This window comes from Anaeromyxobacter sp. Red801 (genome assembly GCF_049201065.2).
Taxonomy (GTDB): domain Bacteria; phylum Myxococcota; class Myxococcia; order Myxococcales; family Anaeromyxobacteraceae; genus Anaeromyxobacter.
The window spans coordinates 2863847-2883545 of sequence record NZ_CM181236.1 but is presented as its reverse complement, the minus strand read 5'-3'; the positions used below and the strand labels follow the sequence as shown (position 1 = coordinate 2883545).

Below are 19699 nucleotides of genomic sequence, written 5' to 3'. Positions count from 1 at the left end.
CGATGCCGTTCGCTCGAACCGTAGCCGTCACGCTCGCCGGCCTCGCGCTCGCGGGCCTCGCGCACGCCGCCCAGCCGCAGCGGGGCGCGAAGGACGAGGCCCGCGCCCGCGAGGTCATCCGCGCCTCCTTCAAGGAGAAGGGCCAGGCCGGCCTGGACCGCCTGGAGCAGGACGAGGTCCAGGCGGCCTGCAGCCGCACGCCCGGCCAGGGCCCGCTGCCCGCGGCCGCCGCGAAGAAGCTGGTCGCCGCGCAGCAGGCCACGCTGGCCTACCCGGCGGACGGCAAGCTCATGGGCGACTGGAAGAAGGGCGAGCAGATCGCCCAGAGCGGCGTCGGCAAGCAGTTCTCCGACGATCCCGCGAAGCCGTCCGGCGGCAACTGCTACGCCTGCCACCGCCTCTCGAAGCAGGAGGTGTCGTTCGGCACGCTCGGCCCGAGCCTCTACCAGTACGGCAAGGTGCGCGGGCAGGGCGAGGCCATGCAGCGCTACACCTACGCGAAGATCTTCAACCCGCAGGCGTTCACGGCGTGCTCCACCATGCCGCGCTTCGGGCACCACGCCATCCTCACCGAGGAGCAGATCAAGGACCTGGTCGCGCTGCTCCTCGATCCCGCCTCCCCGGTGAACCAGTAGCGCGGAGCGAGCGAGACCATGGATCGCAGGGAGTTCATGCGGATGCTGGCGGCGGCCGCCGCCGGCGGGATGACCCTCCGCGCGCGCGCGGCGGGGCCGGAGGGCGCGGGGCTGTACGACTTGCCGCGCCACGGCAACGTGAGCCTGCTGCACTTCACCGACGTGCACGCGCAGCTCATGCCGCTCCACTACCGCGAGCCGGCGGTGAACCTGGGCGCCGGCCCGGCCCGGGGGCGCCCGCCGCACCTGGTGGGCAAGGCGCTGCTCTCGCACTTCGGGATCCGTCCCGGGACGCGCGAGGCGCACGCGCTCACGTATCTCGACTTCGAGGCCGCGGCGCGGCGCTACGGCAAGGTCGGCGGCTTCGCCCACCTCGCCACGCTGGTGAAGCGGCTCCGGGCCAGCCGGCCCGGCGCGCTGCTGCTCGACGGCGGCGACACCTGGCAGGGCTCGGCCACGGCGCTGTGGACCGACGGCCAGGACATGATCGACGCCGCCAAGCTCCTCGGCGTGGACGTGATGACCGGCCACTGGGAGTTCACGCTCGGCGCCGACCGGGTGAAGCGCGCGGTGGAGAAGGACTTCGCCGGCAAGGTCTCGTTCGTCGCCCAGAACGTGCACACCGCCGACTTCGGCGACCCGGTGTTCGAGCCCTGGGTGATGCGCGAGGTGAACGGCGTCCCGGTGGCGGTGATCGGGCAGGCGTTCCCGTACACGCCCATCGCGAACCCGAGGTACCTCGTGCCCGACTGGACGTTCGGGATCGACGAGGAGAACCTCCAGCGCACCGTGGACGAGGCGCGCGCGAAGGGCGCGCGCGTGGTGGTGCTGCTCTCCCACGACGGCATGGACGTGGACCTGAAGCTCGCGTCGCGCGTGAGCGGGATCGACGCGATCCTGGGCGGCCACACGCACGACGGCGTCCCGCGCCCGATCCCGGTGAAGAACCGGGGAGGCCAGACGCTGGTCACGAACGCCGGCTCGAACGGCAAGTTCCTGGGCGTGCTCGACCTCGAGGTCCGCGGCGGCAAGATCGCGAGCCACCGGTACCGGCTGCTCCCGGTGTTCTCGAACCTGCTCCCGGCCGACCCGGAGATGGCCGCGCACATCGAGCGCGTCCGCGCGCCGTTCCGCGAGCGGCTCGCCGCGCCGCTGGCCGTCACCGAGGGCGTCCTCTACCGCCGCGGCAACTTCAACGGCACCTACGACCAGCTCATCCTCGACGCGCTCATGGCCGAGAAGGACGCCGAGATCGCGTTCTCGCCGGGCTTCCGCTGGGGCGCGTCGCTCCTGCCGGGCGACACCATCACGCAGGAGGACCTGCTCGCGGCCACCGCCATCAGCTACCCGGCCGTCGGCGTCAACGAGATGACCGGCGCGACCGTGAAGGCGGTGCTCGAGGACGTCTGCGACAACATCTTCAACCCGGACCCCTACTACCAGCAGGGCGGCGACATGGTCCGGGTCGGCGGGCTCGAGTACGCGTGCCACCCCGGCGCGCGCGAGCGGCGAGCGCATCCAGGACCTGCGGCTGCGCGGGAAGCCCCTGGAGGCGTCGAAGACGTACCGCGTCGCCACCTGGGCCTCGGTGAGCGAGGCGGCGCGCGACGCCGGCGGCGAGCCGATCTGGGACGTGGTGGGCCGCTGGCTGCGCGCCCGGAAGACGGTCGCGCCGCGCACGCCGAACCTGCCGCGCCTGGTCGGCGTGGGCCGCGACCCCGGGATGGCCGCCTGATGACCCCGGCGCTCGCCACCCTCGTCGCGGCGCTCGCCGCCGCCGGTCCCGCGCCCGCCCGCGCGGCCGATCCCGTCCTCGAGCCGGTCCGGCTCGCGCCGCGGGTCTGGCTGGTGCAGGGCGACCCGGGCGTCGCGTCGGCCGCGAACCGAGGCTTCAACTCCAACGCGGCGTTCGTCGTGACCGGCGACGGCGTGGTGGTGATCGACGCGCTGGGTACGCCCGCGCTGGGCCGCGCGCTGGTGCGCGCGATCCGCAAGGTGACGCGGCAGCCGATCCGGCGGGTGATCCTGACGCACTACCACGCCGACCACGTCTACGGCCTCGGCGCGCTGAAGGCGGCGGGCGCCGAGGTCTGGGCGAGCGGGGAGGGCAGGGCGTACCTCGAGGGCGACGAGGCGGCGAAGCGGCTCGAGCAGCGCCGCAAGGAGCTCGCGCCCTGGTTCGACGCCGGGAACCCGCTGTTCCCGGCGGATCGCTGGCTCGACGCGGACGCCGCCTTCGAGCTGGGGGGCGCGCGCTTCGAGGTGGTCCGGCTCGGGCCGGCGCACTCCCCCGAGGACCTGATGGTCGTGCTCCCGGACGACGGCGTGGTGTTCTCCGGCGACGTCATCTTCGCCGGCCGCATCCCGTTCGTGGGCGAGGCCGACAGCCGACGCTGGCTCGCGGCCATCGACCGGCTGCTGGAGCGCCGCCCGAAGCTGCTCGTCTCCGGCCACGGCCCCGCCTCGCGGGACCCGGCCACCCACCTCGCCCTGACCCGCGACTACCTCCGCCACCTCCGCGCGGTGATGGGGGCGGCGGTCCAGGACCTCGTCCCGTTCGAGGAGGCGTACGCCGCCGCCGACTGGAGCGCGTACGCGAAGCTCCCCGCGTTCGAGCCGGCGAACCGGATCAACGCCTACGGGACCTACCTCACCATGGAGCGCGAGATGCTCGAGGCGGGCCGGCGTTGAGCCGGCGCCGCGGGCAGCCCGGAGCTCCCGTTCAACCCCGCAGCTGGAGGAACCCCACATGAAGAAGTCGATCGCGATGTCCCTCGCCGCCGCCGCCGTCCTCTCCGCCGCCGGCGCCCGCGCCGCCGGCCCGGCGCCGAAGAAGACCCCCGAGCTGCTCGCCAAGGGCAAGGCGTCCTACGCCACGAACTGCGCCGCCTGCCACGGCGACAAGGGCCTGGGCGACGGCGCGGCCGCGGCCGCGCTGGACCCGAAGCCTCGCAACCTGGTGACCGGCGCGTACCGGAACGGCACCACCGCCGACAAGGTGTTCGCGACGCTCGAGCAGGGCATCGCCGGCACGACCATGACCGCGTTCGGCCACCTGCCGGCCGAGGAGCGCTGGGCGCTCACGTACTACGTGCTCGACCTCCGCGGCGCCAAGGGCGCCAAGGCGAAGAAGTAGCCGCGCCACCCCCGTCCCCCCTCCCCGTGACCTCACTCCCGCGACCCCTCGCGCTCGCGGCGGCCGTCCTCGTCCTCGTGGCGGGCGCCGCCCGCGCGCAGACGCCCGAGCAGCTCCGCCGCGAGCTCGCCGCCATCGGCGTGGTGGAGCGGCTCGGCGCCGAGGTGCCCCGCGACCTCGCCTTCACCGGCGAGGACGGGCGCCCGGTGACGCTGCGCGCGCTGGCCGGCCGCCCGGTCCTGCTCTCCTTCAACTACACGAGCTGCGCGAAGCTCTGCAGCCTGCAGCTCGCCGGCCTGGCGCGGGCGCTCCGCGACGCGGGCTGGAAGGGGGAGGACTTCTCCGTCTTCACCCTCAGCATCGATCCCGCCGAGACGCTGCCGCAGATCCAGAAGTACGAGGAGACGTTCGTGCAGCAGGCCGGCGGCGGGGAGGGCGTGACCCGCGCCTGGCACTTCGCCACCGGCGCGAAGGCCGACATCGACGCGCTCGCCGAGGCGGTGGGCTTCCGGTACCGCTACGACCCGAAGACCGGCGAGTTCGCGCACCAGGCCACGCTGGTCGTGCTCACCGGCGACGGCAAGGTCTCCGGGTACCTGCACGGCGTCTCCTACGAGCCGGACGCGCTGCGCACCGCGGTGCGCCGCGCCGCCGACGGGCGCGTGGCGACCGCGGCCGAGCAGAAGGCGCTCGGCGGCTTCCTGCTGTCCTGCATCGGGTTCTCCCCCGACGACCCGCTCCCGCTCGCGCTCAAGGTGATGCGCGCGGCGGGCGGGGTGGTCGGGCTCTTCCTCGTCTCCTTCGTCGGCGTCCACGTCGCCCGCGACCGTCGGCGCCGAATCAGGAACGCACCGTGACCGAGCTGCCCATTCGCACCCTCCACCTCCTCGCCGGGGCAGGCCCCGGCTACCTCCCCGCGCAGGCTTCCAGCGTGGCGGCGGGGGTGGACCGGGTCTTCCTGTTCCTGTTCTGGGGGAGCGCCTTCTTCCTGGCGCTCATCATCCTCCTCACCATCGTCTTCGTGCTGCGGTACCGCCGCCGCGCGACGCGCCTCCACCCCGAGCCCTCGCCGGCGCACAGCACCCGGCTCGAGCTGGTGTGGACCGTCATCCCGCTGGTCCTGGTCCTGGCGCTGTTCGCGATGTCCACCCGCACCTGGATCCAGATGACCTCGGCCGACCCCGGCGCGGATCCCGTGCGCGTGCAGGTGACGGGGCGCAAGTGGTCCTGGTGGTTCGACCACCCGAGCGGCAAGGGCGCGAACGAGCTGCACGTGGTGGCCGGGCGGCCGGTCGAGCTGATCCTCTCCGCCACCGACGTGATCCACTCCCTGTACGTCCCGGAGTTCCGCCTCAAGCAGGACGCGGTCCCCGGGCGCTTCACCCGGCTCACCTTCACGCCCACCGTCCCGGGCAGCTACCCCATCCTCTGCGCCGAGTACTGCGGCACCGACCACTCGCGCATGCTCTCCACCGTGGTGGTCCACGCCGACCAGGCCTCGTTCGACGCCTGGTCCAAGGAGGGCCTCCCGGCCGACGCCACGCTCGCCGAGCTCGGCGAGCAGGTGTTCGCGGAGAAGGGCTGCGCCGCCTGCCACAGCGTGGACGGGACGCGGAGCGTCGGCCCGTCGGTCCGCGGCCTGTGGAAGCGCCACGAGAAGCTGGCGGACGGCACCACCGCGCTGGTGGACGAGGAGTACCTGCGCGAGTCGCTGGTCAAGCCGGGCGCGAAGGTGGTGGCCGGGTACCCGAACATCATGCCGCCCATGCCGCTGGAGGAGCGCGAGCTGAAGGCCGTCGCCGCGTACCTCGAGACGCTCGCCGCCGAGGGCGGCGCGCCGGCGAAGGGCGAGGAGACGAAGCGATGAGCACCGCGGCAGTGGCCGTGCGCGCGCCGGCGCACGAGACCGAGAGCTACCTCGAGCACGGGCGCGGCGTCCGCTCCTGGCTCTTCACCCTCGACCACAAGCGCATCGGGATCATGTACCTGACCGCGATCTCCGCCTGTCTGCTGCTGGGCGGCGTGTTCGCGCTGGTCCTCCGCCTGCACCTGTGGAGCCCGCAGGGCGCGCTGGTCTCGAACGACGCCTACAACAAGCTGTTCACGCTGCACGGCGCGGTGATGATCTTCCTGTTCATCATCCCCGGCATCCCGGCGGCGCTCGGCAACTTCGTGCTGCCGCTCCAGCTCGGCGCGAAGGACCTCGCCTTCCCGCGCGTCAACCTGCTCAGCTTCTGGCTGTTCGTGGCCGGCGCCATCTTCTTCGTGGTGGTGCTGGTGGTGGGCGGGGTGGACACCGGCTGGACGCTGTACCCGCCCTACAGCCTGGAGAGCGCGCGCGGCCTCGGGATCCTGCTGGCGCTGCGGTGGTGCTCACCGGCTTCAGCTCGATCCTCACCGGCGTGAACTTCATCGCCACCATCCACCGCATGCGGCCGCCGGGGATGGGCTGGTTCGACATGCCCCTGTTCCTGTGGGCGCTCTACGCCACCGGCGTCATCCAGATCATCTCGACGCCGGTGCTGGGCATCACCGCGGCGATGGGCTTCCTCGAGCGGATCTTCCACCTCGGCCTGTTCATGCCCGAGTACGGCGGCGATCCCATCCTGTTCCAGCACTTCTTCTGGTTCTACTCGCACCCCGCCGTCTACATCATGATCCTGCCGGCCATGGGCGTGGTGTCGGAGGTGGTCTCGGTCTTCAGCCGCAAGCCCATCTTCGGCTACCGCTTCATCGCGGTGAGCTCGATGGCCATCGCGATCATCGGCTTCCTGGTGTGGGGCCACCACATGTTCGTCTCGGGCCAGTCGCGCTGGGCGAGCCTGGCCTTCAGCTTCCTCACCATGCTGGTGTCGATCCCCTCGGCCATCAAGACGTTCAACTGGATCGCCACCATGTACAAGGGCGCCATCGTCCTGAAGACGCCCATGGTGTACGTGCTCACCTTCTTCGCGATCTTCGGCGTGGGCGGGCTGACCGGGCTGTTCCTCGGCCTGCTCGCCACCGACGTGCCGCTGCACGACACCTACTTCGTGGTGGCGCACTTCCACTTCGTCATGGTCGGCGCGGTGATGATCGCGTTCCTGGCCGGGCTGCACTACTGGTGGCCGAAGATGACCGGGCGCATGTACCACGAGGGCGTGGGCGTGGCGTCCGCGTGGCTTGTGTTCCTCGGCTTCAACCTGACGTTCGTGCCGCAGTTCCTGGCCGGCGTGCTGGGCATGCCGCGCCGCTACGCCACCTACGCGCCGCAGTTCACCGGGCACAACCGGCTCTCCACCGTGGGCGCCTTCGTGCTCGCCCTGGGCCTGGTGGTGGCGCTCGCCGGGCTGCTCCACTCGCTCCGGCGCGGCCGCCGCGCGCCGCCGAACCCGTGGGGCGCGGCGTCGCTGGAGTGGACCATCGCCTCGCCCCCCACCCACCACAACTTCGACGAGACGCCGCGCGCCCGCGGCCCGTACGACTACTCGGGGCTGTACGAGGTCTCCGAGGAAGCGGGCTGGGTGCGCGAGGAGGGACGCTAGATGGACGCGACCGCCCAGCCGGCCCCCGCCGCCCGCCAGGAGCGCGGCCGGTTCCTGGCCGTGCAGTTCGAGGACATGGCCGCCCAGCTCGCCACCGGCAAGCTGGGGATCTGGCTGTTCCTCGCGAACGAGGTGCTGTTCTTCTCGGCGCTGTTCGTGTCGTACGGCGTCTACCGCTCCCACCACCCCGAGCTGTTCCGCTACGCCAGCCAGTTCCTCGACTGGCGGATGGGCGCGACCAACACCCTCGTGCTCATCAGCAGCAGCCTCGCTGCGGCCTGGTCGGTCCGGGCCGCGCAGCTCGGGAACCAGCGCACGCTGATCCGCTCGCTCGTCCTGACCGTCGTGCTCGCCGCCACGTTCATGGTGGTGAAGTACTTCGAGTACAGCCACAAGCTCCACAACGGCGTGGGGTGGGGCACCGCCTGCAACCCGTCGCCCGAGCTGCTCGCGAGCCTGCCCGCCGCGGTGCGGGCGCTCCCGGTCCCGGCGCACCTCGGCACCTTCTTCAGCCTCTACTACCTGATGACCGGCCTGCACGGCATCCACGTGCTCGTCGGCATCGGGCTCTACGTGTGGCTGATCGTGCGCGCGCGGCGGGGCGACTTCGGCCCCGGCTACTACGGCCCGGTGGACGCGGTGGCGCTCTACTGGCACCTGGTGGACCTGGTGTGGATCTTCCTCTTCCCGCTGCTCTACCTGATCTGAGGCCGGCCCCATGAACGTCGTCGAGAACGCCTCCTCCCACCCCGCGCACGGGGACGGCGCGCACGCCGGCCCGCACGTGCTCCCGCCCTCGGTGCTGCTCGGCACGGCCGCGGCCCTGGGGGTCCTCACCGTGCTGACGGTGGCGGTCGCCCGCGTGCACCTCGGGGCCGCGAACGTGCCGGTGGCCCTCGCCATCGCCACCGTGAAGGCCTCGCTGGTGGCGCTGTTCTTCATGCACCTGAAGTACGAGCACAAGTTCCACCTCGTCATCCTGGTGGGCGCGGTGCTGTTCGCGGTGCTGTTCGGCAGCTTCGTGATGTTCGACGCCTCCGAGTACCGCCCCGACGTGCGCGCGCACGAGGAGGCGGTGCGGGCGAAGGCGGCCGAGACCGCGCGCTGAGCGGGGTGGGTCCCGGCGCGGCGCGGCCCGCGCCCGCCGGGGACACGCCGCCGTGCCGGGGCGGTGTTATGTTCCGCGGCCACCCCGGAGGCCGCACATGTCCGACGAAGCGAAGCTGGCGAGCACGACCGCCAACGCGATCCTCGGGATCGACACGCTCTGGGGAGGCGACGTGATGAGCGCCTCCGGGACCGGCCGGTACATCGCCGACTCGTGGTTCTCGGACGAGCCGCTGCCGGCGGCGTACGCGCTGCCCGCCGCCGCGCGGCTCCGCGAGACCGGCGGGGTGGCGGCGCCGTCGCCGGACCTGGCCGCGATCGACGCGTACCTCGCCGCCGTGGACGTCCCGGGCGCCATCGACGCGCTCGCCGCGCTCGGCCGCGACGCGGGCGGGGTCCGCGGGGCGTACCTGGCCGCGCAGGGCGAGTCGCTGCGCGTCATGTGGGCGCTCGCCGAGGAGCTGCTCGGGCGCGGGCCGGAGGTGCCGTACGAGCGCTGCGTCGTCGCCTCGACGGGGCGCCCGCCGGAGCCGTCCAGGCCGGAGGCGAAGCGCGAGCGGCTGGCCGGGCTGCTCGGCGTGCCCGCGGAGCCGGACCGGCTGCTCGCGGCGGTGGACGCGTGGCGCGGCGAGCGGCTCGTCCCGAGGAAGGTCATCAAGCTGCTCGCGGACGCCTGCATCGCGCAGCTCGAGGAGGGCACGCGCCGGCACGTGGTGCCGCACCTGCCCGCCTCGCTCCACGGGATCCCGCGGGCGAACATCGAGTTCCTGCCCATCGAGAACGCCTGGTTCTCGGGGTCGATGAACTACATCGGGCGGGCGCGCACGCCCGACGGCTCGCCCCGCTACGAGGCGACCTACGAGATAAACGCGGCCCTCCAGATCTCCATGCCGGAGTTCCTCGACCTCGTGGCGCACGAGGTGGTCCCCGGTCACGTCACGAACTTCGCGCTCGCCCAGGCGCTCCACGTCCAGGGACGGCTCGGCTTCGAGGGCACGGTCCTCACCATGAACACGCGCGGCGCGGCGCTCTCGGAGGGGCTCGCGAACAACGCCATGATGATGGCGCTCGGCGTCACCGAGGTGGAGCAGCTCCCGGATCCCGACCTCCAGATCGGGAAGCTGCTCGTGCTCCTCCAGGACGACGCGAAGAACCAGGCGTCCTGGCTGACCTGGGCCGAGGGGCGGCCGCAGGCCGAGGTCGCCGCGGTGCTGCGCCGCGACTACCTGCTGTCCGACGAGCGCGCCGCGAAGATCTCCGGTGCGTGGGCGCGCCACCCGCTGAACGGCCGCATGTACCTGCCGTGCTACCGCGCCGGCACCGAGAAGGTCGCCGAGCTGCGGCGGCGCCACCCGCCGGAGAAGGTGATCCCGGCGCTCTACCAGGTGCACGGCCTGGTGGACGTGGTGACCATCGACCAGGTGCTGTGAGCGGCGGGCTGCGCGCGGCTGTGGCGTTCTGTCGCCGGTGGCGGTGCACCCCGGGTAGAACTCACCAAGAGTGAGGGTCGGCGGCGCGTTCCTCGCGCCGGCGGCGGTTTCGGCGCGCGGCGCCGGCGCTCCGGGGCGAGGTCGGGCCGACCCGGCGGCGCGCGGAAGGCTCGCCGTCACGCGCGCGCAGCGTGAACGTTCACGAAGCGTTCACGCACGTTCACGCTGCGCTCGGCGGCGCTCAAGTCCTCGTCACGCATGGTGATGGCCGTGCGCTCCGCGTGAACGCGGCGTCACCCCGACGTGCAGGCCGCGAAGTCACCGAGGGTGTGTCCCGTTCTTGCACGACGGGCGGTCTCACCACGCGCGAGCCCGAATGAACGTCCTCCTCGTCGACGACAGCGCATCCGTCCGGGCGATCCTCCAGGTGTACCTGATGGGACTCCACCCGACCTTCCTGGAGGCCGAGGACGGGGAGCGGGCGCTGCGCCTCCTGCGGCTGTCCCCGGTCGATCTCGTCATCGCCGACGTGCAGATGGCGCCCATGGACGGGATCGCCTTCGTGCGGGCGCTGCGCGGGTCGGATCGACCGGCGCTGCGCACCGTGCCGGTGGTGATGCTCACCGGCGACCGCTCCGAGGAGGTCCGGGCGCAGGGGCTGCAGGCCGGGGCCGACGCGTTCGTCCGCAAGCCGGTGGACGCGAAGACGCTGCTCCGGACCATCCAGGACGTGATGCCGCCGAGGGTCACGTGAGCCTGCCGCTCGCGCTGCTCGTGGACGACAGCGACGCGGTGCTCACCTTCGGGCGCGCCGCGCTCGCCGGCCACTTCGAGACCAGCGTCGCCTCGAACGGCCGGGAGGCGCTCGAGAAGGCCGGCCGTGTGCCGCCCGACGTGATCTTGCTCGATCTGTCCATGCCCGAGATGGACGGCGCCGAGGTGCTGGCGCGTCTCAAGGCGGACCCGCGCCTGTGCGCGGTGCCGGTGATCGTGCTCTCGTCGGAGGCGTTCCGCGAGCCGGAGGTGATGGCCGCCGGCGCCGACCTGTTCCTCGGGAAGCCCGCCGCGGCCGATCGGCTGCGGTCGGCCGCGCTCGCGCTGGTGGAGGCCGAGCGCGCGCGGCGGCGCGCCGGCAGCCTGGCGGTCCTGCCGGTCGGCGCCGGTCCGCACGACCTGGCGTTGCCGCTGGAAGGGGTGACGCGCGTGCTGCACCAGGTGCGCCTCTCGCCGCTCCCGGGGGCGCCAGAGGTGGTGGCCGGCTGGTTCGAGCTGGAGGGCACGCCGATGGGCGTGCTGGATCTCGCCGCAGCGCTGGGCGTGCCCCACGCCACGCCGCTGGTGGACCGGGTGCTCGTGGTGCTCGGGCTGGCCGGCGGCCAGACCGTCGCGCTCGCCGTCGACCGCATCCACGATCCCGTGGAGATCCCCGCGGCGCAGGTGCTGCCGCGGGAGCCGATCGGCGGGGAGGGGCGCGATGCGCTGGCCCCCGCGCTCCTCGCGTTCGTCCGTCACGGCGGAGAGACGCTGCCCGTCCTCTCCGCCGTCTCCCTCGTCTGCGCGCGCGTGATGGACGCGCTCCCCGGCCTGATGGCGGCACGCGCCGCCGCCCCCTGAACCCGTGGCCGCCACCCCGCTCACCCCGGCCACCTGGTCCCGGCTGACCGCCAGCATCAGCCGCTGGACCGGGTTCCACCCCGACGCCATCTGGGCGCGCGCCGTGCTCCGCGCGCTGGCGCCGCTGCTCGACGGCGGCACCGCCCCCGACGAGCTGATCGCGCTGGCCGAGCGCGACGACCCCGCGCTGCGGCGGCGCCTCACGCAGGCGGTGCCGGTGGGCGAGACCTACTTCTTCCGGATCCCGGAGCACTTCGCGCTCGTGCGCAACGTGCTCGCGCCGCGCTGGGCGGCGGAGCCGGCGCGCCCGCGCGCGGTGTGGAGCGCGGGCTGCGCCGGGGGAGAGGAGGCGTACTCGCTCGCGGCGGTGCTGCGCGCGGCCGGCGTCCGCGCGTTCGAGGTGGTCGGGACCGACCTGGTGGAGGCGAACGTCGCGGCCGCGCGCGCCGCGCGGTACGGCGCATGGTCGCTGCGCGCCAGCGTCCCCGCGGTCGAGGACCCGTTCCTCCCGGCGGCCGGCGAGGGCCCGCGCGAGGTCGACCCGGCGCTGCGCAGCCGCGCCCGGTTCGAGGTCCACAACCTGCTCGACGCCGCGCCGCCCCCGGGCCGGTTCGACCTGATCTTCTGCCGCAACGTGCTCATCTACTTCACCCACGCCGCCGCGGCGCGCGCGCTGTCCTCCCTCGCCGCGGCGCTCGCGCCGGGGGGCGTCATCGCCTTCGCGACCATGGACCTGTCCGAGGCGCCCGCGCCACTGGTCCGCCTCGGCGCGCCGGAGCTGCAGGTCTTCCAGCGCCCGCCGGTGGACGGCGCGCTGCGCGCAGCGCCGGAGCCGGCTCGCCCGGTGAGCACGGTCCCGGCCCCGCCTCCGCGCACCGGGCCTGGGGCGCCCCTCCGTCCCCCGTCCGCGAGGGCGGCCCACCGCCCCGCGCCCCCGCCGCCGCCCGCCGCGGCGCCGGAGCCGGTGTCGCTGCACCTCCGCGTGCTCGCGCAGATCGAGCGGGGCGACCACGCCGGCGCGCGGGCGCTGCTCGGGGACCTCCGGCGGGCCGCGCCGCAGTACCTGCCCGGCCTGCTGGAGGGCGCGCTGCTGTGCGCGCGCGAGGGCCGGCGCGCGCACGCGCTCGAGCTGATGCGCTCGGTGCTGGACCGCGCACAGGCGCTGCCCTCGGAGGCTCCGGTGGCGGGGCCGGAGACGCTGCCCGCCCGCTTCTACGCCGCAGCCGCCCGGCGGTTCCTGGGCGGGGAGGTCCCACGGTGAGCGCCTCATCCCCGCGGATCCACGGCAGCGACGTGGACGAGATCCTGGCCCGGCGCGCCGAGCGCGCCCGCGCCGCCCCGGCGGCGGACCGGTCGGAGGTGGCGCTCCCGGTCGCGGAGTTCGGGCTGGGCGCCGAGCGCTACGCCATCCCGCTCGCGTCGCTCCGGGCGGTGCTCCCGCTGCGCCTGGTCACCCCGATCCCCCGCGCCCCTGCCCACGTGATCGGCCTGCTCCGGTTCCAGGGGCAGCTCGTCACCGCGCACAGCCTGATGGCGCTGCTCGGCGTGAAGGGCTGGCGGCAGGACTGTGCGGTGCTGCTCGTGCTGGAGCGGGACGACGGGCGCCGCGTGGCCATCGACTGCGAGCACGTGCCGCGCATCGACGCGCTGCCCCAGCGGGCCGTGGACCAGGCGCGCGCCCGCGGTGCGGGGCCGGTGCACGAGGTCACCGCGGAGGGCCTCCGCCCGGTGGCGCTGCTCGACGTGGCCGCCTTGCTGGCCCGCGGCGCGGAGGCGTCCCATGGATGAGGCGGTGATGGACGCGCTCGTCGCGACGTTCTCGCGCGAGGCGGAGGAGCTGGGCGCGCAGCTCACTCGCGCGCTCCTGGTGGTGGAGAAGCCGGAGCAGGGGACCGACGCCCTGGGCGCGGCGCACGCGGAGCTGCGGCGCGGCCTGCACCGGCTGAAGGGGAGCGCGGCCACCGTGGGGCTCGCGGAGCTCTCCGACCTGGCCCACGAGATGGAGGAGCAGCTCGCGCCGCACGCCCGGGACACCGCGCTGCCGCGCTCGCTGGTGGACGCGTTCCTGGCGGCGCTCGACCAGGGGCTGGAGTGGATGCGGCGGCGCGCGGCCCACCGCGCGGACCGGCCGGACCTGGCGCGGGTGGTGCGATCGCTCCGGGGCGGCGCGCCGGCGGAGGCCGGGGGCGGCGGCGCGGGGCCGGCCGGTCCCGCCCCGTCCGCCGCCGGCGCCGAGCCCGAGGTGGGCGGGTGGCGCGTGGACGCGCGCGACGTGGCCTCGCTGGTGGCGGACGTGGAGCGCCTCCGGGAGATCGCCTTGCGCCTCGAGGACCAGGGGCGCGAGGCCGCGCGGATCCTCTCGCTGCTGCCGAAGGGGCTCGCGCCCGACGTGGCCGACGCGCTCCGGGGCGCGCTGCTCGCCGCGCGCGCGGCGCTGTCCGGCGACGCGGCGGAGCTCGGGGCACGGGTCGAGGCGATGGAGGAGTGGCTGAAGGCGGTGTGCACCCTGCCGTGCGAGACCGTGATCGAGCCGCTCCACCGCACCGTGAGGGACCTCGCGCGCCAGCTCGGGAAGGAGGCGAAGGTCTCGGCGGTGGGCGTCGAGGTCGCGCTGGACCGGCGGATCCTGGAGGCGCTGCGCGCGCCGCTGGTGCAGCTGGTGCGGAACGCGGTCGACCACGGGATCGAGGCGCCGCACGTGCGCGAGCAGGCCGGGAAGCACCGCGAGGGCATCGTGGCCATCCGGGTCGAGCAGGCCGGCAACGAGGTGCTCCTCGAGATCTCTGACGACGGCGCCGGGCTGGACGGCGAGCGCATCCGCGCCACCGCGGTGAGCCGCGGCGTGGTGGGCGTCGAGGAGGCGGCCCGCCTCGACGAGCGGCAGCTGGCGGCGCTCGTCTTTCGCTCCGGGTTCTCCACGCGCGCCGCGGCCACCGGGGTCTCCGGCCGCGGAGTCGGGCTCGACGTGGTGGCCGACGCGGTCAAGTCCATCCACGGCCGGATCGAGATCCACTCCGTCCGCGGCCACGGGACCCGCTTCGTCCTGAGCGTCCCCGCCGAGCTGGGCAGCTCCCCGCTCACGCTGGTCGGCGTGGGCGACCAGGTGTTCGGGATCCCCATGCACGCGGTGCGCAAGGCCCTCCGGGCCGAGGCCACGCGGATCCGCGCCGGCCACTTCGGCCTGCAGCTCGAGGACGACGGCGCGCTGCTGCCGCTGGAGGACCTGGGCGGCCTGCTCGGGCTCCGGCAGCCGCTCGCGCCCGGGGACGGCCAGCCGGTGCTGGTGGTGAGCGCGGAGGGGCGCGAGACCGCGCTGGCGGTGGACTCCACCCCCGGCGACCGGTGGCCGGTGGTCCGGCCGCTCCCCGACGAGCTCCGGCACCTCGAGCCGTACCTCGGCGCGGCCACGCTGTCGCGCGGCGAGCCGCTGCTGGTGCTCCGGCCGTCCTGGCTGCTGGAGCGGCGGTCGGCCGCGCCCGCCGCCGGCGCCGGCCCGAGCGTCCTGGTCGTGGACGACTCGCTCACCGCGCGCGCCGCGCACCGGGCGGTGCTGGAGTCCGCCGGCTACGCGGCGCACGCGGCCGCGAGCGCCGCGCAGGCGCTCGAGCACCTGCGGCGGGGCGCCTACCACGCCATCGTGTGCGACGTGGACCTGGGGGAGGGGATGGACGGGATCGCGCTCACCGCGCTGATCCGCGGCCGGCCCGAGCTGGAGGCGGTCCCGGTGGTGCTGGTCTCCTCGCACGACGAGGACGCGGCCCGCCGCCGGGCGCGCGAGGCAGGCGCGGACGCGTTCGTGAGCAAGGCGGACTGCGCCGCGGGCATGCTGCTCGCCGAGATCGACGGGGCGATGGCGCGGCGCCGGAGGCGGGCGTGACGGCGCGGCCGCCCACCCGCGTGCTCGTCGCCGACGACTCGCCCACGCTGCGGCGGGCGCTGCGGACGCTGCTCGAGGAGGACCCGGGCATCCGCGTGGTCGCGGAGGCCGCCGACGGCGCGGAGGCGGTGGCGCTCGCGCGGACCGCCGGGCCGGACGTGGTCACCATGGACGTGGTCATGCCCGGGCTGGACGGGCTGCGGGCCACCGAGGAGATCATGGCGGTCGCCCCCACGCGCATCATCGTGGTGAGCCAGCTCGCGGAGCGCGAGCAGAGCCTGGCGTTCCAGGCGCTCGCGGCGGGCGCGGTGGAGCTCCTCGCGAAGCCGCAGGTCGGCGGGCCGGACGATCTGCGGCGCTGGGGCGTCGCGGTGCGCGAGGCGGTGCGGCTGATGAGCGAGGTGCCGGTGGTGACCCGGCGCGCGCTCGCCGGCGCGGCGCCGGCCCGCGCGGCGGCGCCGCGCGCCCTGGACGCGGTCGGCCTCGCGGCCTCCACCGGCGGGCCGCAGGCGGTGGTGGCGATCCTGGCCGCGCTGCCGGCCCGGCTCCCGCTGACGCTGCTCGTGGCGCAGCACATCGCCTCCGGGTTCGTGGACGGGATGCGCCGCTGGTTCGCCGAGTCCACCGCGCTCGAGGTGCGGGTGGCCCAGGACGGCGAGGCGCCGCGGGCCGGCTGCGTCTACCTCGCCCCTCCCGGCCGGAACCTGCTCTGGTCGCGCGCCGGCCGCCTCTCGACGCCGCCCTGTGCGAGCTGCGTCTGCCCGAGCGGCGACGACCTGCTCCGGTCCCTCGCCGAGGCGCTCGGGCCTCGCGCAGGCGGGGTGGTGCTCTCGGGCATGGGCGAGGACGGCGCCCGCGGACTGCTCGCCATCCGGCGCGCCGGCGGCCTCGCGCTCGCCCAGAGCGCCGCCACCTGCGTGGTGAACGGCATGCCCGGCGCCGCGGCCGCGCTCGGCGCGCCGGAGGCGCGCGCGGCGCCGCCGGAGATCGCCGCGCTGCTCGCCGCCGCCCGCCCGCCGGCGGACCGCTGACCCGCACCCCTCGCCCCCTCACCCATCGCGCACCGTCGCAGCCCACCGGAGGAACCCCGATGTTCGGCAAGCAGAAGCAGGCCCTTCAGACCAGTCTCTCCTTCCGCTTCCTGCGCTGGATCATCCCGCTGGTCACGGTGTCGTTCGTGGCCTTCGGCGTGGCGGGCTTCTTCGTGACCCGCGCCTCGCTGGTGTCGTTCTCGCAGCAGTCGTCCACGCTGCTCACCGACCAGACCCGCGTCGCCCTGGTGAACTGGATCCACGACCAGATCTACCTGGCCCAGTCGATCGCCGCGAACCCGAAGGTCGTGCACGCGTGCCTGAACCCGACCGACGACAAGGCGCGCGCGGAGGCCCGCGCCTACCTCCAGGGCATCCACGACCGGTACCAGTACTACGAGAACGTCCCGGTGGGCATCCGGCTGCCCGAGGGCCAGAGCCTCACCATCGACTACGAGGGGCAGCAGAAGGTCGTCCGGAACGGCGGCTTCTTCCTCGACACGGTGCAGGGGCGCACGCTGGGGAAGGCCGGCCTGGACCTGAACTACGTGCGCGCCATGTTCGACGGCGCGCCGTACTACGTCAGCCACGTCTACCCCAGCCTGCTCCGCGGCAACCCGCTGTTCGTGGTGGCCGCGCCGGTGAAGTCGGACGGGCGCGTGATCGGCTACGCGCTGGTCGCGCCGCGGATGGACTACTTCACCGACCTCTTCCTCGACAAGGTGAAGATCGGCGACTCCGGCTACCTGATGATGTTCGACGAGAACCGCCAGGTGGTGGCGCACCCGGACAAGCGGCTCATCCTCAACGACAAGGAGAAGGAGAAGGTCGCCCAGCTCACCCACCGCATCCTCGACGGCGCCGACCAGTCGTTCTTCGAGACGTACGAGGACGTGGAGAAGCTCTACGTCGTCTCGCGGCTCACCAAGAACACGTTCGACCCGCCCGGCGCGGCCGCCGGCTCGGCGCACCTGATGGCGAACGACTGGTACATCGTCTCCGGCCAGCCGAAGTCCGAGATCGTCCGGGCGTCCACCACGCAGGTCTACTCGTACCTGGGGTTCTCGATCCTGCTGTCGGTGTTCCTGGGGGCGCTGCTCTACCGGCACACCACCCGGACCATCACCCAGCCGCTGCTCGAGCTCACCCGCGCGGCCGGCGAGATCGTCCGGTCCGGCGACCTCACGCAGAAGATCGACGCGCACTCGAACGACGAGATCGGCGAGCTCAGCCGCACCTTCAACCAGATGGTGGACAGGCTCCGCGAGATGGCGAGCAGCCTGCGGCAGAGCCTCGCGTCGCTGGTGGAGGCGGTCACCAACCTGGAGGCGACCAACGCCGACCAGCGCGAGACCATCACCCGGCAGGCGGCCGCGCTCCAGGAGACGCAGGTCACCGCGCAGGAGATCAAGCAGACCTCCAACATGGCCGCGCAGAAGGCCGAGGTGGTGCTGAAGGTCGCCTCCGAGGCGGACGAGATCGGCCGCTCCGGCGAGACCTCGATCGAGCAGACGCTCACCTGGCTCGCCGACATCCGCACCGAGGCGAGCGACATCTCCACCAAGATCGGCGAGCTGGGCGCGCGCACCCGGCAGATCGGCCACATCACGCAGTCGGTCCGCGACCTCGCCGACCAGTCCAACATGCTCGCGCTGAACGCCGCCATCGAGGCGGTGCGCTCCGGCGAGCACGGCAAGGGCTTCGGGGTGGTGGCGCGCGAGATCCGCAGCCTGGCCGATCAGTCCATCCAGGCCACGCACCGGGTGAGCGACGTGCTCGACGACACCGCGAACGCCATCACCTCCACCATCGCCATCTCGGAGAAGGGCGCGCAGAAGATCGACAGCGGGCTCACCCAGGTCCGGACCTCGGGCGAGACGCTGCGACGGCTGTCCAACATCGTCCGCGAGAACTCGGCGGCGGTCCGCCAGATCGCGGCGGCGGTGAGCCAGCAGGACGCCGGGATCGCGCAGATCTTCGGCTCGGTCACCGAGCTCTCGAAGGCGGTGGACGACACCGTGAAGCGCGTGGAGACGACCGACCGCGCCACCGAGGCGGTGAAGTCCGTCACCGCGCAGGTGGAGGGGATCATCAAGGAGTACCGCGTCTGAGCCGCGCCTCCCCGCGCGAGCGGCGGCAGGCGCGCGAGTGCCGGCGCGGAGACGCGCCGGTTGGCAGTGAACCCACGACGAGAGGTGGCAACGTGGCCAACGACGAGGTGGACGTGAAGCGGGGCGAGGGCGGCCGGGCGCCGCGGACCATGGACCGCAGGGGCTTCATCCGCGACGTGGCGCTGGGCGGCGCCGCGGTGCTGGCGGCGGGCGCGCTCGGCGCGCCGGCGGCGGCGCGGGCCTGCCCCGGCGACGGCGGCGGGTACGACCTGGAGGTCCCGCTCGGCGCGCCGGTCGCCATCGGCGAGCTGAAGAGCCTGAAGGTGACCTGCCTGAGCGAGGTCGGCTGGTGGTCCACCCCGCAGTTCCTCGCGGACATCGACGCCGCGGGCGGGATGAGCACCAACCAGTGGACCATCCCGTGGACCGAGCGGAACTCGGCCGGCTACTCGGCGCTGATCGAGGCGGAGGAATGCGACGGCACGAGGCACACCGTGCTGCTCGACACCGGCTGGGACGCCCAGTACATGAGCTGGGTCTTCCGCCGCGAGGGCGTGACCGAGAAGCTCGAGCACGGCCTCATCGACCGGGCCATCCTCTCCCACGAGCACATCGATCATTTCTGGGGGCTGCCGGCGATCACGGCCGTGAACCGCAAGGTTCCGTTCTGGGTGCCGTCCACCCTGAGCGGCGACGCCTGGAACTACATGGATCGCTGCAAGCTGAAGGGGCCGGTGACGCAGGTCACCCCGGGCGTCGTCCACAAGCACTTCCCCGGCTTCGCCACGGCGGTGATGGACGTGCCCATCATCCTCGGGGTGCGGGGCGAGCAGATCCTGTTCTTCAACGTGAAGGACAAGGGCATGGTGATCGTGACCGGGTGTGGCCACGTGGGGATCCAGAACGCGATCGCGTTCGCGCGCTCGAACATCTCGACCTCCACCGGGCGCTTCCACGGGCTGTTCGGCGGGCTGCACATCTCCTCGCTCGAGGTGTGGAGCCCCGCCGCCGACACGATGCTCGACGCCATGCAGGCGGCGCAGTTCGACGTGGTGGCGAGCAACCACTGCACGGGCATCACCGCGGTCGAGCGGATGATCGAGCGCGGCCTGCCGGTGGTGGCGGGCTCCGCCAACTACGGGAGCAAGAGCACCCGGTACGTGGGGAACGGCGACTCGATCGTGTTCTGACGCCCGCGCCGCCCGGCGGGCGCGCGCACACGCCGCGGTCCCGG

At 73.8% G+C, this 19699-nt stretch carries 16 protein-coding genes and 1 pseudogene; all 17 read left to right on the top strand.

The genetic code is table 11. From position 1 onward, the window contains the following. Positions 1-2: 2 nt before the first annotated feature. The 17 genes and pseudogenes from soxX to ACOQFB_RS13185 all read left to right on the top strand — a co-directional run bounded on the left by soxX (position 3) and on the right by ACOQFB_RS13185 (position 19655). Entirely contained in the window at positions 3-635 is a 633-nt protein-coding gene (soxX, locus tag ACOQFB_RS13265) for a sulfur oxidation c-type cytochrome SoxX (RefSeq protein ID WP_059435629.1), read from the top strand. 18 nt (positions 636-653) lie between these two features. Beyond that, positions 654-3326 carry a thiosulfohydrolase SoxB gene (gene soxB, locus ACOQFB_RS13260; protein ID WP_494492244.1) on the top strand — a complete coding sequence of 891 codons (2673 nt, stop codon included), beginning with the start codon at positions 654-656 and terminating at the stop codon, positions 3324-3326. Between the two features lie 58 nt (positions 3327-3384). Then, positions 3385-3771 (top strand): c-type cytochrome, encoded by a 387-nt coding sequence (locus tag ACOQFB_RS13255; RefSeq protein ID WP_059435626.1) that lies wholly within the window; start codon positions 3385-3387, stop codon positions 3769-3771. Between the two features lie 26 nt (positions 3772-3797). After that, positions 3798-4628 (top strand): SCO family protein, encoded by an 831-nt coding sequence (locus ACOQFB_RS13250; protein WP_059435625.1) that lies wholly within the window; start codon positions 3798-3800, stop codon positions 4626-4628. Beyond that, positions 4625-5638, top strand: a complete 1014-nt coding sequence (coxB, locus tag ACOQFB_RS13245; protein WP_059435624.1) for a cytochrome c oxidase subunit II — start codon at positions 4625-4627, stop codon at positions 5636-5638. Before ACOQFB_RS13250 ends, coxB begins: the two co-directional genes overlap by 4 nt. Continuing rightward, positions 5635-7295 (top strand): annotated as a pseudogene (locus ACOQFB_RS13240) (cytochrome c oxidase subunit I). The gene coxB and the pseudogene ACOQFB_RS13240 overlap by 4 nt, the downstream one beginning before the upstream one ends. Next, complete coding sequence (locus ACOQFB_RS13235; RefSeq protein ID WP_059435622.1) at positions 7296-8003, top strand: cytochrome c oxidase subunit 3 family protein; 708 nt, start codon at positions 7296-7298, stop codon at positions 8001-8003. It abuts the pseudogene before it with no gap. 10 nt (positions 8004-8013) lie between these two features. Continuing rightward, positions 8014-8403 carry a cytochrome C oxidase subunit IV family protein gene (locus tag ACOQFB_RS13230; RefSeq protein WP_059435621.1) on the top strand — a complete coding sequence of 130 codons (390 nt, stop codon included), beginning with the start codon at positions 8014-8016 and terminating at the stop codon, positions 8401-8403. Between the two features lie 97 nt (positions 8404-8500). After that, complete coding sequence (locus ACOQFB_RS13225) at positions 8501-9832, top strand: hypothetical protein (protein WP_059435620.1); 1332 nt, start codon at positions 8501-8503, stop codon at positions 9830-9832. A gap of 376 nt (positions 9833-10208) precedes the next feature. Continuing rightward, positions 10209-10586 (top strand): response regulator, encoded by a 378-nt coding sequence (locus tag ACOQFB_RS13220; RefSeq protein WP_059435619.1) that lies wholly within the window; start codon positions 10209-10211, stop codon positions 10584-10586. Beyond that, positions 10583-11446, top strand: a complete 864-nt coding sequence (locus tag ACOQFB_RS13215) for a response regulator (RefSeq protein ID WP_059435618.1) — start codon at positions 10583-10585, stop codon at positions 11444-11446. The genes ACOQFB_RS13220 and ACOQFB_RS13215 overlap by 4 nt, the downstream gene beginning before the upstream one ends. A gap of 4 nt (positions 11447-11450) precedes the next feature. Beyond that, positions 11451-12707 carry a CheR family methyltransferase gene (locus ACOQFB_RS13210; RefSeq protein WP_421610036.1) on the top strand — a complete coding sequence of 419 codons (1257 nt, stop codon included), beginning with the start codon at positions 11451-11453 and terminating at the stop codon, positions 12705-12707. Continuing rightward, entirely contained in the window at positions 12704-13234 is a 531-nt protein-coding gene (locus ACOQFB_RS13205; RefSeq protein ID WP_059435616.1) for a chemotaxis protein CheW, read from the top strand. The genes ACOQFB_RS13210 and ACOQFB_RS13205 overlap by 4 nt, the downstream gene beginning before the upstream one ends. After that, a complete protein-coding gene (locus ACOQFB_RS13200; protein WP_082100058.1) occupies positions 13227-15323 on the top strand; it encodes a hybrid sensor histidine kinase/response regulator in 2097 nt (698 codons plus the stop codon). The genes ACOQFB_RS13205 and ACOQFB_RS13200 overlap by 8 nt, the downstream gene beginning before the upstream one ends. Next, entirely contained in the window at positions 15320-16354 is a 1035-nt protein-coding gene (locus ACOQFB_RS13195) for a chemotaxis protein CheB (protein WP_059435614.1), read from the top strand. The genes ACOQFB_RS13200 and ACOQFB_RS13195 overlap by 4 nt, the downstream gene beginning before the upstream one ends. A gap of 59 nt (positions 16355-16413) precedes the next feature. Then, the gene (locus ACOQFB_RS13190) at positions 16414-18465 is read left to right on the top strand and encodes a methyl-accepting chemotaxis protein (protein WP_421610035.1); all 2052 of its coding nucleotides are present in this window, start codon (positions 16414-16416) and stop codon (positions 18463-18465) included. 92 nt (positions 18466-18557) lie between these two features. Then, the gene (locus ACOQFB_RS13185) at positions 18558-19655 is read left to right on the top strand and encodes an MBL fold metallo-hydrolase (RefSeq protein WP_059435612.1); all 1098 of its coding nucleotides are present in this window, start codon (positions 18558-18560) and stop codon (positions 19653-19655) included. Positions 19656-19699: the final 44 nt, after the last annotated feature.

What these genes read in the sequence shown, in the direction of transcription:
- soxX (WP_059435629.1), top strand. Translation starts at nt 3, where the DNA reads ATGCCGTTCGCTCGAACCGTAGCCGTCACGCTCGCCGGCCTCGCGCTC.
- soxB (WP_494492244.1), top strand. Translation starts at nt 654, where the DNA reads ATGGATCGCAGGGAGTTCATGCGGATGCTGGCGGCGGCCGCCGCCGGC.
- ACOQFB_RS13255 (WP_059435626.1), top strand. Translation starts at nt 3,385, where the DNA reads ATGAAGAAGTCGATCGCGATGTCCCTCGCCGCCGCCGCCGTCCTCTCC.
- ACOQFB_RS13235 (WP_059435622.1), top strand. Translation starts at nt 7,296, where the DNA reads ATGGACGCGACCGCCCAGCCGGCCCCCGCCGCCCGCCAGGAGCGCGGC.
- ACOQFB_RS13230 (WP_059435621.1), top strand. Translation starts at nt 8,014, where the DNA reads ATGAACGTCGTCGAGAACGCCTCCTCCCACCCCGCGCACGGGGACGGC.
- ACOQFB_RS13225 (WP_059435620.1), top strand. Translation starts at nt 8,501, where the DNA reads ATGTCCGACGAAGCGAAGCTGGCGAGCACGACCGCCAACGCGATCCTC.
- ACOQFB_RS13220 (WP_059435619.1), top strand. Translation starts at nt 10,209, where the DNA reads ATGAACGTCCTCCTCGTCGACGACAGCGCATCCGTCCGGGCGATCCTC.
- ACOQFB_RS13200 (WP_082100058.1), top strand. Translation starts at nt 13,227, where the DNA reads ATGGATGAGGCGGTGATGGACGCGCTCGTCGCGACGTTCTCGCGCGAG.
- ACOQFB_RS13190 (WP_421610035.1), top strand. Translation starts at nt 16,414, where the DNA reads ATGTTCGGCAAGCAGAAGCAGGCCCTTCAGACCAGTCTCTCCTTCCGC.